The sequence below is a fragment of the Enterococcus sp. E4-150 genome, from assembly GCF_035726465.1.
GTDB lineage: Bacteria > Bacillota > Bacilli > Lactobacillales > Enterococcaceae > Enterococcus_B > Enterococcus_B faecium.
Map to the genome: position 1 here is coordinate 1 of NZ_JAPRGK010000026.1, position 13,721 is coordinate 13,721.

The 13,721-nt window shown below is 36.6% G+C and carries 18 protein-coding genes; 6 read left to right on the forward strand and 12 right to left on the reverse strand.

Annotated elements, in window-relative coordinates; translation table 11 throughout:
• Positions 1–266 precede the first annotated feature (266 nt).
• From OZ002_RS12680 to OZ002_RS12695, 4 genes are all read left to right on the forward strand, one after another.
• Positions 267–590 (forward strand): hypothetical protein, encoded by a 324-nt coding sequence (locus tag OZ002_RS12680; RefSeq protein WP_002321681.1) that lies wholly within the window; start codon positions 267–269, stop codon positions 588–590.
• 163 nt (positions 591–753) lie between these two features.
• Entirely contained in the window at positions 754–1,008 is a 255-nt protein-coding gene (locus OZ002_RS12685; RefSeq protein ID WP_002296665.1) for a hypothetical protein, read from the forward strand.
• Between the two features lie 69 nt (positions 1,009–1,077).
• Positions 1,078–1,323, forward strand: a complete 246-nt coding sequence (locus OZ002_RS12690; RefSeq protein ID WP_002296663.1) for a helix-turn-helix domain-containing protein — start codon at positions 1,078–1,080, stop codon at positions 1,321–1,323.
• Between the two features lie 75 nt (positions 1,324–1,398).
• Positions 1,399–1,764: a TIGR02328 family protein gene (locus OZ002_RS12695; RefSeq protein ID WP_002296662.1), complete on the forward strand. Its 366-nt coding sequence runs from the start codon at positions 1,399–1,401 to the stop codon at positions 1,762–1,764.
• Positions 1,765–1,824: 60 nt separating this feature from the next.
• On the opposite strand, the gene OZ002_RS12700 is transcribed toward OZ002_RS12695, so the two are convergent.
• The gene (locus OZ002_RS12700) at positions 1,825–2,388 is read right to left on the reverse strand and encodes a hypothetical protein (protein WP_058140356.1); all 564 of its coding nucleotides are present in this window, start codon (positions 2,386–2,388) and stop codon (positions 1,825–1,827) included.
• A 566-nt stretch (positions 2,389–2,954) separates the two neighbouring features.
• Positions 2,955–3,155 carry a cold-shock protein gene (locus tag OZ002_RS12705; RefSeq protein WP_002293303.1) on the reverse strand — a complete coding sequence of 67 codons (201 nt, stop codon included), beginning with the start codon at positions 3,153–3,155 and terminating at the stop codon, positions 2,955–2,957.
• 395 nt (positions 3,156–3,550) lie between these two features.
• On the opposite strand from OZ002_RS12705, the gene OZ002_RS12710 reads away from it, so the two are divergent.
• A complete protein-coding gene (locus tag OZ002_RS12710; RefSeq protein ID WP_002296658.1) occupies positions 3,551–3,700 on the forward strand; it encodes a hypothetical protein in 150 nt (49 codons plus the stop codon).
• Positions 3,701–3,906: 206 nt separating this feature from the next.
• On the opposite strand, the gene OZ002_RS12715 is transcribed toward OZ002_RS12710, so the two are convergent.
• The 10 genes from OZ002_RS12715 to gnd form a co-directional block, all read right to left on the reverse strand.
• Positions 3,907–4,620 (reverse strand): HAD family hydrolase, encoded by a 714-nt coding sequence (locus OZ002_RS12715; RefSeq protein ID WP_002331733.1) that lies wholly within the window; start codon positions 4,618–4,620, stop codon positions 3,907–3,909.
• Positions 4,613–5,698 (reverse strand): mannonate dehydratase, encoded by a 1,086-nt coding sequence (gene uxuA, locus OZ002_RS12720; protein ID WP_002296654.1) that lies wholly within the window; start codon positions 5,696–5,698, stop codon positions 4,613–4,615. Before uxuA ends, OZ002_RS12715 begins: the two co-directional genes overlap by 8 nt.
• Before the next feature lie 16 nt (positions 5,699–5,714).
• On the reverse strand, positions 5,715–6,158 hold the full coding sequence (locus tag OZ002_RS12725; RefSeq protein WP_002296653.1) for a PTS sugar transporter subunit IIA: 444 nt from the start codon (positions 6,156–6,158) through the stop codon (positions 5,715–5,717).
• Between the two features lie 33 nt (positions 6,159–6,191).
• Positions 6,192–6,545 (reverse strand): hypothetical protein, encoded by a 354-nt coding sequence (locus OZ002_RS12730; RefSeq protein WP_025479120.1) that lies wholly within the window; start codon positions 6,543–6,545, stop codon positions 6,192–6,194.
• A 549-nt stretch (positions 6,546–7,094) separates the two neighbouring features.
• Positions 7,095–7,604 (reverse strand): PTS system mannose/fructose/N-acetylgalactosamine-transporter subunit IIB, encoded by a 510-nt coding sequence (locus OZ002_RS12735; RefSeq protein WP_002296648.1) that lies wholly within the window; start codon positions 7,602–7,604, stop codon positions 7,095–7,097.
• A 21-nt stretch (positions 7,605–7,625) separates the two neighbouring features.
• Complete coding sequence (locus OZ002_RS12740) at positions 7,626–8,483, reverse strand: PTS system mannose/fructose/sorbose family transporter subunit IID (protein WP_002296647.1); 858 nt, start codon at positions 8,481–8,483, stop codon at positions 7,626–7,628.
• A 17-nt stretch (positions 8,484–8,500) separates the two neighbouring features.
• The gene (locus OZ002_RS12745; RefSeq protein WP_002296646.1) at positions 8,501–9,334 is read right to left on the reverse strand and encodes a PTS mannose/fructose/sorbose/N-acetylgalactosamine transporter subunit IIC; all 834 of its coding nucleotides are present in this window, start codon (positions 9,332–9,334) and stop codon (positions 8,501–8,503) included.
• A 13-nt stretch (positions 9,335–9,347) separates the two neighbouring features.
• The gene (locus OZ002_RS12750; protein WP_025481625.1) at positions 9,348–10,451 is read right to left on the reverse strand and encodes an iron-containing alcohol dehydrogenase family protein; all 1,104 of its coding nucleotides are present in this window, start codon (positions 10,449–10,451) and stop codon (positions 9,348–9,350) included.
• Positions 10,452–10,459: 8 nt separating this feature from the next.
• Positions 10,460–11,461: a D-isomer specific 2-hydroxyacid dehydrogenase family protein gene (locus OZ002_RS12755; protein ID WP_002331729.1), complete on the reverse strand. Its 1,002-nt coding sequence runs from the start codon at positions 11,459–11,461 to the stop codon at positions 10,460–10,462.
• A 1-nt stretch (position 11,462) separates the two neighbouring features.
• Positions 11,463–12,365, reverse strand: a complete 903-nt coding sequence (gene gnd, locus OZ002_RS12760) for a phosphogluconate dehydrogenase (NAD(+)-dependent, decarboxylating) (protein WP_002331728.1) — start codon at positions 12,363–12,365, stop codon at positions 11,463–11,465.
• A gap of 165 nt (positions 12,366–12,530) precedes the next feature.
• Here gnd and OZ002_RS12765 point away from each other — a divergent pair, with 165 nt between their 5' ends.
• Positions 12,531–13,379: a MurR/RpiR family transcriptional regulator gene (locus OZ002_RS12765; RefSeq protein ID WP_002296639.1), complete on the forward strand. Its 849-nt coding sequence runs from the start codon at positions 12,531–12,533 to the stop codon at positions 13,377–13,379.
• Positions 13,380–13,721: the final 342 nt, after the last annotated feature.

A 13,721-nucleotide genomic window follows, 5' to 3' on the forward strand; every position in this document is an offset into this window, starting at 1 on the left:
ATTGGAGCTGTCCTTATGGACCTTCATGACGAATGGCTCAGTTCTACAAGAAAATATATTAAGTTTGATCAATGAGAGACCGGTAAAACATTGTATAGTATTTTACACAGGATTATGGACTTGACTTGATAAACTCTCGCAAGTTTCAAAATATAAGTAAAATAATATTGTTATTCTTATTTCTTTTACTTGTGTCATAACTATTTTGTTACTTTAATTTTTATTTGCTTATTTTAGAAAAAATGTTATTCTTTTATTTATTCTCAATGTTAGGAGTGATTATTTTGCCATTTATTGCGATTTTATTCGATTTAGTTGCGGCAGCAGCTTATTTTCTCCAATTAAATTATCAAACCTCAGGAATTCTGTTTATTGGAATGATTTTTCAAGGTGTGATTACCCTTTTGCTTCTTGTCATGATGCTCAGCTATAAAGGAAAAAGATATGCCCGTATTCAAACAAAAGTATTTGTTAAATATGTTTCCATTCGCTATGGGATCATCATTCTTTCCTTTTTAGTGAATGCGATCGTCCTCTTTTTATATGTATTGAATTACTTAGATATCAATCCATTGATTTTTTCTCGATAGATAAGACACATTCAGCGGAACAGTTCCTGCTTATCAGCAGAAAACTGTTCTGCTTTTTCATTTTTCATTGATCTATTCTTCTTTTATTTTCCTAGCATTTCATTTGTGATGTATGCAATAACATGTTATCTTTTATTATATGAATCGTTGAGGAGTCCGTTACATGATTACGTTGGTGAGAGTTTTGTTTTGGGTGCCTGCGGTCGCACTGGTCGCAAGTATTGTTTATCTTATGAATTGGAACAAAGAACGGTTTTATTTAGCTATTTTGACTCTTCCGGCTATCTACTTTATGTGGAAAGTTTTTAATTACAACTACTTTGAACCCGATAGTGTTTTTATAGAAGAATTATCAGGACTGGTTTTGTCTTTATTGATCGTCATTCTTTATTTGATACGTTTAAATAAAAAACATTGAGTACTATTGATTGCATGTGTAGCTTTCTATAGTCATTATAACTATTCTACTATAATGAAAGGTGATTAAATGAGTATCGAAGAAGCTATTTTACTGGATACTTTACGTTGTCGTCTGAATTTCTTAAGAACTGGCCGATCTTTATCTCAAGTAGCTGTTTCTAGCGCGTTAAGTATTCCTTTATTCAAATATCGTAAGTACGAAGAAGGAGAAGAAATTCCAAGCATCATTGAATTAATCTATATCGCTGACTTTTACGATATTTCCGTTGATTACCTAATTGGTCGCTCAGAAACAGCAAGCAAACTGAAGTGATTTTTTCCAGCCTTGGTGCTGGTTTTTTCATTTAACGTCTAAGGTTAACAATCTATATATAAAGGAGACATTTCTATGCGATTATGGCATGAAAAATTGATTTCAAAGCTTCCTCGTCAACAGCTTTTAGGACAACATCGGGAATGCTGTGCATTAAGAGGAAATGGCTGGGGAAAGAAACATGCTACTGTGGATTATGTTTTTCACTATTCTCCTTATAGATTATTCCAATATCATCAGCTTGTCATGGATGAAATGGAAAAACGTGGTTACAGCCCAGCACCAGAGTGGAAAAATCCTATGTATCGTGGCAAATCATGCGAAGCATTTTTTGATTTACCTACTGTAGAGCGCAACGTGCCGATTTATCCGGAACACGATGAAGTTTATCTAGCAGAATGTTTAGCAAATTTGGAGCAAAAAGGAATTTATCTTACCTAATATAACTAGAAAAGCCTTCTATCTCCTCTTACTTCATTAAAAAGCTTTAACCATCTTAGATCAAGCTAAAATGTCGTAAGTTTTAGGGTTATCTTCATCCTCACGTGCAAAACTAAAAGCGTACTCTAGTTTTGGTTCATCGCCAGCTTCCCTAGACATAAATGAACATCTCCTGACGTGGTTTAAAAGTACCGCATCTTCGACGTCTGTATACGATGCACAGCACAGATTGCTTCTTTTGATCTTTCTTTTGATTTTTCTGTTGCTTCTTCTACACCTTCTTCGATTACTACATCGATGCTTACAATTGCTTCTGCCTAATATTCCCATGCATCGTCGATTTAAGCCTCTGTAGTCACTGTGATCGTTTCCACATTTTAACTCCTCTGTCGTGGCTTCAGTTGATTTTGTGATCAGTTCAGTTGCTGAGCCAGAGTAAGAACAACCTGCCATTGCTAGCGTTAATATTGATAGTAAAAATAGTTTTTTTATCATAAGGTTCCCCCCCTGAAAATAGACTAAAATAATAACGCTTTCTTTTTTTGTTTTCAGACGAAAATTAATAATTTCTAAATATTCTTTAAAAAAATTTATAACTATTATGCCTTTTTTAATATATAACACAGTTATTTTTAAAAATAAGAATGCTAAATCACTCTACAATAACGGCGAAAGCACAAAAAATAAAAAAATATTACGTTATTTAAAAAACAGATGAAAGATCAGGTTTTATTAGATCTCATTCTTTCATCACTTGAAGGGATTTAATGAACTACTTTTTCCTCTTTGTCGTTTTTATATACTCGTATTCCTTCAAACAGTAGGATAACCTCTTTCAATGCTTGATATTTGAACTGTCCGTTACTTAAAAATTTAGATGTGCCGCCCTCTTCCTAGAACATATTCTTTTTTACTTTTTCATTAATTGACAGACCAATCGAACGAAACTGTAAATTTCGATAGGATAATGATTGGTCAAACTCATTCATTTTCAAGACATCTCGATTCATATTCAAGATAGGAATCTTTTTATCAACATCACTTTATTCGTATTTTCCTCTACCATAAAAGCCTCACGCTCCACAAAATTGTTTTATACACTACTATTCAGCCTATTCAACGACCAATGAATTTTTTCGTACAAAAAAACCGTCTTTTCGAAAGAAAAGACGGTTAAAAGTCAATTTTTATTAAGCTTTAACAATGTTTGTTGCTTGAGGGCCACGTTGACCATCTTCAACATCGTAAGACACTGCTTGGCCTTCTTCTAAAGTTTTGAAGCCGTCACCTTGGATAGCTGAAAAATGTGCAAATACATCATTTCCATCTTCACCAGTGATAAAGCCAAAACCTTTGTCTGCGTTGAACCATTTTACTGTACCGTTATTCATAAATAAATTCCTCCTGATACGTATCAATGTACGTTTTTTCGTTGCAATAAATATTTGATAGGCAAAAGGAGTTTTATCTATGTAGATATATCGCTCAAATTACGTTTCAAAATAGATTACTCATTTAATATATCATGCTTTTTCTAATAACACAAGGATAATGCAATGAAATATAAAATTCATTGTCTTCTATTGTCTTCGAATCGAAGAAAAAGTTGAATAACCGCGATTGATTCACTTTTTGTTTTCTTGTTTATTTGCTTTTATCTGCAACTTTTGACTTTAAAATTTCTTAACTATGAAAACCTTTCAATTGGTGGTATACTTATAAACGGAATTTCGTTATCAACGCGTTCGTTGCCTTTCAGCAAGTATTTAAAGAAAGGAGAATGGCTATGACATTCTATAACAAAGATATACAATATCGAGTAACCTTGGATACAGATTTGAATCTATTTGTCGTTTTTGACAAAGAAAATACCAATCATGTAGCGACAGGTGTTACGATCGAACAAGCAGTGCAAGAATTAAAAAAATCTGCATAAGGAGTGGAAACCCTCATATGGACGATTCTCGTTCTTCTCTTTAAACGCATCTACTGATAGATAACAGTAGATGCGTTTTGTGTTTGTTCTAAATTGTTCACTACAAATAAGGTAGATACTTCAAAATAAAAAATTACTTCTTTTTCATCTGTTCCCTCAGTCGTGCAGGACAATAAATAAAGAGGATTAGAAAATAGTCCTCTTTATTAGAGATACAACCCTTTACTTTCTAAAAATCGTTTTGCTTGATGCATGTCATAAAATTCATAGTCTGCTTTATTGGATTCATATAAACTTACATCTACTTTCAACTTATGCTTCCCATTATGATCGGGCAACCCTATCAAATGATCTTTGATGAGAAAAGACAAAATGCCCGCTCGCCTTGCTGCTTCGATCCCTGCAATCGAGTCTTCAAATACAAGTGCTTCACTTGGAGGAATATTCATTTTTGAACAAGCTTTCAAAAAGATCTCTGGTTCCGGTTTTCCTTTTTTTACATCATCCCCTGAAATGATTTGATCAAACAAGGCATATAGATTTTCCATTTTTAAATACATTTCTATTTTCTCGCGTGTATTAGACGAGGCCACGATTGTATGGATTCCTCTTTCTTTTGCAAAAGATAAAATTTCTTCTGCTCCTTTTTTCGTATATACTCTCTTATCTTCTTTCACGATTTTTTCTTTATATTGATTGATTGCTTCTCGCCATTTGATATATGGAACATCTTCTCCGTACAAAATGCCCATTTGTTCTCTTATCGCCATTTCTGTTTGGCCAGTTAGTAAATAATAGACTTCCTTACGCATTTCATAATCATACTTTTGTGCTGATTTTACATAAGCACGATAAGCTAAACGTCCAGTTTCTAATAAAAGGCCATCCATATCAAAGATGAAGAGCTTGATTTTATTCATAATGCTCTCCCAGTGGTTTTTCCTTACTTATCGCCTCATATAGACCTTGCATGTAAGTGAGTCCCATTGCACGATCATACAGGCCATATCCAGGCATAGCCACTTCACCCCACACGGTTCTACCATGATCAGGGCGTATAGGACCGTCGAACCCTTCTTGCACCAGCGCTTTCATAATATGATACATATCAAGGGAGCCTTCTGTAGAGGGATGTGCCGTTTCTTTGAACTTTCTTTCTCCTAAAAACTCCACGTTTCTGAAGTGGACAAAATGGATGCGCGAACCTACCTCATGGATGATTTCAACTAAATCGTTTTCCGGATTTGCCCCTAAAGATCCTGTGCACAGCGTTAGTCCATTATATGGAGAATCTACTGCATTTAGAATTTTCTTCAAGTCGCCAAGATTCTTCGTCACTCTAGGAAAACCAAAAAGTTCCCATGGCGGATCATCTGGATGGATAGCCATTTTTACATCTGCTTTTTCGCACACTGGAATCACTTTTTCTAAAAAATAAGTCAGATTTTCAAATAATTCTTCTTCGGTCATTCCTTCATACAGTTTTTCCAGCTGAGCGAATTTTTTCAACCGTTCTTCTTCCCAACCCGGCAATTTGAATCCCTTTGACTGGCTGTGTATCAATTGATACATTTCTCCTGGCTCCATCTGATCGACGATTTTCTGATCGTATAAAAGAGAATAGCTTCCATCGTTGTTTTCATTAAACAAATCAGTTTTCGCCCATCCAAAAATTGGTTTGAAGCTATAACAAATCAATCGAACCCCACATCGAGACAAGTTTTTGATTGTTCGTATATAGTTATCAATATAGTAATCTCGTTCATCTGTCCCTGCCTTGATTGCATCGTGGATCGCTACACTTTCAATTCCAAGCAGTTCCAGTCCTTGGCTCTCAACAGATGCTTTCAACTCCTCAATTTCTGAAATCTCCCAAACATCTCCAGGCATTTTAGTCAGCAAAGTTCCAATTATCCCATTTATTCCCGGTATTTGGCGAACATATTTTAATGGGATCGAATCCCCTTTTTCACCATACCATCTAAATCCCCACTTCATCTTTTCAGCCTTCCTTCTAAAAATCGTCCTCATCTAATTTTTTTTCTTCCGCTGAAGCATGCCAAACAGTTAAATTATCTTTTCCTTGTTTGACAATTTGTTCCACCGCTTCTTCTATCGGTGTGTGAAGCATCTGATGATTGATTGCTTCTAACAACATTGGCAGATTCACGCCCCCTATGACATAAGTGGCTGCTTTCTTTTCTTCAGTCAGTTCATTGACTGCCAAGAGCGCTTGATTGTACGGACTTGCGCTAATTAGATCAACAAATACTAGCATGGGTTCTGCTGTGTTGATCATAGTTAATTTTTCTTTGACCTTCTCTCCGAATGTTTGGATGTCCTCCCCAGACTCTAAGCACATTGTTTCAATATGGCTCGATGTCCCGACAATTACTTCCGCCGCATCTTTCAGTCCTTCGCTCAACTTACCATGTGTAACGATCATGATTTCCAACATTAGTCTTCTCACTCCTTGTTTTGCACTTTTTACTTATCGAAAAAGAGCAATAATCTGATTGGCATTTTGCCAATTAAATGTTTTCCCTCGTAAATCTGTTTTGGTCAAATAGAAGAACTGCGCTTGCTTTTTTCTTGCACTAAAAATATAATTGACGTTTTTTTCTTTCAACTTATCAACTTGTTTCAGCCACTGTTCTTTATTTGAAAAATATTTTCCCGAAAACTGTAGCGGTGTATCTGCCCCAACAGAGTCTAGATAAAAAAGAATAGCCTCTTTTTTCATACCCGATCTCACGCTGTCTAAGCCCTTTTCTCCATAACAGCCTTCATCAACAAACGCATACGCTACACTCGGATCATCAATCGTACGGATCATTTCTAGCATCGTTAATATGGATGAAGTATTTCGAATAAAAGTTTGTCTGCTAGGCCATCCGCGAGCTGCTTTTCCCAATAAGACAAAGTAGCTCCCAAATGCTAGTACAGTGATACCTGTTTGTACGGATAGCAGATCGAATACGTGATGAGGATTTTTGTTATATATCATCATTCCCCACCAACCTAAACTGAACAACAAAATGAAGGACAATAATATAGAGTAGATTGTTTTTTTCCTTTGGTCTTTCCAATCAAACATGAAATAACTTCCTAATGCATGAACGGGTGTATCGTAATAAGTACAGATAACTTTCTCTGCTTTTTCGATATCTCCAACATAAATATTTTTTGATCGGTAGGCTAGCGTATCGTAAGCAATGACTGTCACATCTGTTCTCATACTGTAAATATCTGATACTAATGCTGAAAGAAAACGCTGTTTACTCTTTTTTGTACGGCGCTTACGGTAAATATAGCGATAACGAAATTCCCAATCACGAAACATCTCGTTCTTCTTCATTTTTTCGCCCTCTTTATCTTTTTTCTAAGCATTTGTTTATGACAAATCAAACTTGTTCAATACATCTTTTAATCCTGTTTTAGGTGCAGATGGAGTGGCTTGAAAATAAATATTCTTTACGCCATATTGTTCATTCATTTCTTTCAATTTTTCAGCATCTGATTTATTTAAATAAACAGATTTCGTCACTAAAAGATCTGTATCAGGATTTTTTTGAGCAATCCCTCCAATATTCAATTCTTCCATGGGGATTCCGTGTTTTACTAAGTCGTAAATCGTTTGGACTGTTTTTGCGATCAAAATACAATTGTATTCTTTAAATTGATATTCATCCCAATAGAATTTAGCTTTCTCTGGTGTAATGACAATTGTTTTTTGTCCTGTACGGCTTCCTGCATTTTTGTAAAGATCTCTCATAAATTTATCTTTTGCTACAACTTCGTCTACAACAAAAATGGAATTCACTCCACTTTTTTGAGATAACGTTACCATTACTTGCCCATGGATCAAACGCTCATCCACACGCGCTAAATTGACTACACCCATCTTATTCACGTTCCCTTCTTTTTATAAAATACCGATTCCTGCTAGCACAATTAATATTCCAGTCAGCCATAATAATGCTTGTGTGACTTTCAATCCTTTTTTCGTATAGAACAAGTACACACCCATTACGACAGCTAAAGGTAATATCCCTGGCACGATTTGATCAAGAATTTCCTGGATAACAAACTCACGTCCGGATATCGCAAATTTCAATGAAGATTCTACTTTTACATAGTTTCCCGCAAGCACCCCCATCATAAACAACCCTAAAACTGATAGCATTTCAATCGCTGTCTGAACACCAGTGTTTTGCATTAGGCCTGTAGCATTACGGCCCATAGTGAAAGCTTGTCTTGCGAAAAATACCCCTAGTAAAACCTGATACAACCCAAAGCAGATAAAAGGAAAAAGTGCGCCTAAAGGACTTCCCTGTTGTGCCCAAGGTACCGCGATTGCGATAAAAATATATTGGACGGTTCCTGAATCGATTGCATCTCCGATTCCTGCTAGTGCCCCCATCAATCCCGCTTTCGTGTTATACATCAAGTCATCCTGCATCAAGATCTCTTTTTCTTCATACTCTTCTTCTGCTCTTTGCTGTTCCATAGAAGACATTAGGCCAGTAATCACACCGCCACCCCAGCTTAATTGAGTGTTGAAGAACAGTAACTGCCGTTTATATGCTGCTTTTAAAGAGTCTTCATCTTTATAAAGTTTTTTCAAGATTGGCATCATTCCGTATAGTAGTGATGGCGCCAAGTAACGTTCAAAAGAGTGAGGAATTTCGTTTGCAAAATGCCATCTCAGATAGGCTTTTGTTACATCTTTTTTCGTGATTTCTTCAGGAGCACCTGTTTGATTATCCATTATTTCAGCCATTTCCCATTCCTCCTAAATTAAAATCCGTCATCATAGTCATCTTCGTCATCAAAAGATGCTGAATTGTTATTGCTTGTGGCAGGCTGTACTTGTTTCCCTTTTTGCGACTGGACAAAGATCAAAGCGATAATAATCCCAAAAATGGCATAAGTAACCATCGTAATATCTAAAGATTTCAAAACAACACTCATAAAATAAGCAAGGAAGAAAAAGACCAGATAATCTTTTCGACCGATAACGTATACAGTTGTCGCGATTCCGATTGCCGCTAACCCTCCACCTACTACTTCAAGAATGTGGATAACGACTGTTCCCTCTAAAGCTTTGATTACATCAGCGATCAATGGCGCCCCTAAATATAAAGCAATGAAAACAAGCGGAACGAATAATAAAAATGAGGCAACCGTTGGATAAAGAATAATTGATCGGGCCATAGCTTTTGTATTCAAATCTTCTACAGCTTTGTCTGTATATTTACCTAAAAAAGTATTGATGAAAAAACGGAACTGATACAAGTAACTTCCGAGCAATCCGACTGGCACCGCAACGGCAATCGCTGCTTCTGGCGACAGATCCCCTAATAATGCGACTGGTACTGCGATAGCTGCTGCAATAGATGGTTCAGCTGGCATTGATCCTCCTGGAGAAAAAACCCCCATATAAATCATTTGCAAAGCGGCTGTAACAATCATCGCTTGTGCAACTTCCCCCATGATCAACCCGACGACTAATCCAGTCATCAAAGGAGAAAAACGTAAGGTCAACGTGGCTCCTCCACCTAACCAGCGGGACATAACCGCGGCTACCCATAAAGCAATCAACAAACTTTGTACTACACTTAATGTTTCCATGTGTCCTCCTCCTTCAGATCTTTCTGATATAACCTTCCAGTTCCATCATTGACTGTATCAGTGATTTCTGTGTTACCTCTATAGGAATCAAATGCACTTTCTCTTTCGAATCAATAAATTCAGCCATTTTATCTATTATCTGTTTATCTTTCGGAAATAATCCCATTTGTTCTAGAGAAACCGGCAGTTCTAATTCCCGATACAAAGGATATAACTCGTCTATTTTTTCCCAGCGACCTTCTAGTGCCAGTTGATAGAAAATCCCATACGCTACTTTTTCTCCATGTAGAAAACGATGGCTTTCCGGAATATATTTACTGATAGCGTCATGCATAGCATGTGCTGCCGCATTTCTTGCGTATTTATCTCCTAATCCTCCAACTAAACCAGCAACAGCAAAGATAACCTCTGAAAGCTGTTTGAACTCCGATGTCAGTTTTCTTTGTGCCATATCTTGGATTGCTTTAGCAGAATGATTCAAAATCTCTTCTTTGCAGATCTTCGCAGTATCTTGTGCTAGCTTCAAAAATGATTCATCTTGCAAAAAATCTTGTTCTAAGATGAGCTCAGATTCATACCATTTTGCTAGTGTATCTGCTAACCCGGCAATGAAATATGGAACAGGGGAATCAATCACTAATTGGGGATCTGTTATAAAAAAAGCAGCTTGTCTGTAAAAGTGTTCTGTTTTCCCTTCTGCTTGTCCATTCTCCTTATACATGACAGCAAGAGGTGTCCATGGAGCACAATTACTAGCTAAAGTAGGGATGACGCCGAAATCGATTCTTGCAAGATTGGCACTATAACCCACTAGATCGGTCAGTTTTCCTCCGCCAACGCCAACTACGAAATCGATTTCATTTTTTTTGATGATTGTAGCTATTCGTCTGGCTTCAGCATAACTACATTCTCCAGAATAACGATGATAAAAAAATTGAATCGTTTCGTCATTCAAAAATACTAATTTAGGTAGCGCCTTTTCCCATGATACCGTTCCGTGGGTGACCAGTACTCTTTTCGCTCCGTATGATTTCAAGAGATCAGAAACTTTTGAAATACCACCTTCTTCATATAAATAAAATTGAGGGCCTGTTTTCACTTTTAAACCGTTCACCATTTTCTTCATCATCCTTTTATATAGTTGCTCTTTGTCTGGACAGAACGTTCAGGAAGAAGGTGCTGACTGATCTGTTCGACATCTCTGACACATTTTTCACCCATTGCTTCTAAACATTCCCTTGTGTAGGCCGATATATGTGGCGTAATCACTACTTGTTCAAACGCTAAATACGGATGATCTTGACGTCCCGGTTCTTCTTCTAAAACATCTGTGGCATATCCTGCGATCTTTCCGCTTTTCAGACCATTAATCATCGCTTCTTCATCAACTAGAGCGCCTCTTGCACTATTAGATAGATAAACATTTTCTTTCATCTGATCGACTTCTTTAGCAGAAATCATGTGATAGTTCTCTTCTGTCAAATTCGCACATAAACAAATGATATCTGAATGTTCCAGTAATTCTTGAAGTTCTACTTTTTTTGCACCAAAGCTTTCGATGTATAAATCTGATTTGTAAGGATCATAAGCTAGAACATCACAGCGAAAACCGTTACGCAAAATTTCGATTACTCCGCTTCCGGTATTTCCTGCACCAATCACACCAACTGTTTTGTTAAACAGCGTCCTACCGACGAACTCCGCCCGATCTTCCCATCTATCGTCCTTGACTCTTGCTTGTGCTTGTGTCGTGCGTCGAAGCATGGACAACAAATTAGTTATATTATTTTCTGCTACAGCATTTCGTTCAACTAAAGCAGGTATGATAGATACGATTGTCTGGTGTTCTTTTGCTGCTTTTAAATCAATATTGTTGTAACCAATACCATGTCGGGAAATCAATAGCAGTTCATCTTTGTTTTCAAAAAAATCTCGTCGAAAAAATGGCGTAACACTTGCAATAATGATATTGAATCCTTTAAGTAACTCCGCTAGTTCTTTTCCTGGAATCTCTTGATCAACAGTAAAGAAATGAACGTCTCCAACTGACTTTAATCTTTCCAAGTGGTGTGGAAAAACTCTTCCGAAACTGCTGGAATTAACGATTGCTATATGATAATCTGGCATTTTACTCACCCTTTTCAACTATTTCATGTCCGCCAAACCCATTTCTTAGTGCTGAAACTACTTTTGCTGAAAAACTATCTTCTTCCTGTGAAAGATTCCTCATGAACAAACTAGTTGCAATTACTGGAACTGGAACAGCCATTTCTAGCGCTGTTTCAACCGTCCATTTTGCTTCACCTGATGCAGAAACGATCCCCCGATAATTACTTAAATTGGGATGTTCGTTTAACTGATCTTCCATGATTTCCATCAGCCAGCCGCGAATCACCGAACCATGATTCCAAACACGTGCGACTTGCTCCAAGTCAAAAGCATACTCACTTTTTTGTACAAGTTGGAATCCTTCACCGATTGCTTGCATCATTCCATATTCGATTCCATTATGGATCATTTTCAAGAAGTGTCCGCTTCCGGATGCACCAGCATACAGATATCCTCTTTCAATTGCTACATCTTTGAATAATTGTTCCACGGATAGAAAAGTTTCTTTATCTCCTCCAATCATTAAGCAGGCTTGATGTCGTGCTCCTTCGATTCCCCCAGAAGTCCCACAATCCAAGTAACCGATTTCATTTTTCTGAAACTCTTCTGCTCGACGGATTGAATCTTTATAATAAGAGTTTCCGCCTTCAATAACAATGTCTCCTGGTCCGAGTTTTGGAAAAAGTTTTCTTAACATGTTTTCGGTTATCTCTCCAGCAGGAAGCATTAACCAGATGATTTTTTTCTGCTCAAAAGTAGCTAGAAATTCAGAGATCTCTTGATAAGCAGGAATGTCATTTTCTCTTGCCTGACTAACAGCTGTACTTGAAATGTCGAGTCCTTGTACTTTGTGATGGTGCTCTTTTAAGTTTAAAGCTAAATTCAATCCCATTTTTCCCAAACCAATTACACCAATTTCCATGATAGCGCCTCCATTTCTTATACCCTCATTATACAAAAAAATATTTTTTTGTAAATAGATTTTACAAAAATATTTTTTGTTTGATTTTTTCCTACTCTCCTTGTATCTTTAACATTAATGATAACGGAAAAAATGATAATCTTATTATGAAAAGGAGGAATTCTCATGAGCGTCTCCATAAGACTACAAATCAAAACAATGTACAACGACTTCAGCCCAAAAGAACAGGCTATCGCCGATTATATTTTAGAAAATCCAAGCAAAGTAAGTCATAGTCCGATTAGCAATTTAGCAAGTGAACTGGGCATTGCTGACTCTACTTTTTTTCAATTTACAAAAAAACTTGGTTATAATGGATTTAAAGATTTCAAAATGGCGATGTTGATCCAAGAAAATGATCTATCTGCTATTTCTATCCACGAAAATATTCAGAAAACAGATACTGAGCTCACTATGGCGCAAAAGGTGTTCGAGTCCAGTATTTCAACTTTAAATGACACAAAAAAGTTGTTACAACAAAAGGATCTAAAAAAAGCGGCTACTATTATCAATGAATCTAAACGTGTCTATTTTTTCGGTGTTGGCGGTTCAGAGATTGTAGCAACTGACGCTTATCATAAATTTTTGCGTTCCCCTATCGCAACTTCTCACAGCACGGATTACCATATTCAATTGATGGAAGCTTCTTTATTGACGGAAAAAGACTGTGCTGTTTTGATTTCTCACACAGGGCAATCAAAAGAAACAATCCATATTGCTGAAACCGTAAGAAAAACTGGAGCAAAAACAATCGTTATTACTAGCCAAGCTAATTCTTCCCTTGCTAAACTTGGCGATGTCGTTTTTATTTCTATTTCTGAAGAAACAGAATTCCGATCTGAAGCTTTAGCTTCCCGTATTTCTCAACTAAGCATTTTGGACTCTCTATATGTGATTTTGATGTTTTACAACGAAAAAGAATCACGTCGTTCTATCGCTAAAGTTCGACATACTATTTCTGAAATCAAAGAATAGCACCATAACAGAAAAAGCGAAAAATCCATAAAACAAAAAAAGCCACTACCAAATATTTGGTAGTGGCTTTTTTGGTTCTGCAAGGGTGGTACAGAACATCAATAGTCGGTGGGTTAGAACGTATGTCATCGCATCTTTGGAGAAGGTTGTATTGGTATTATTCGAGTTACTTGTTAGATGCGATAACAAAGTTAGTATACAGTAGTAAAAAATTTAAGTCAAGTCCATAATCCTGTGTAAAATACTATACAATGTTTTACCGGTCTCTCATTGATCAAACTTAATATATTTTCTTGTAGAACTGAGCCATTCGTCATGAAGGTCCATAAGGACAGCTCCAAT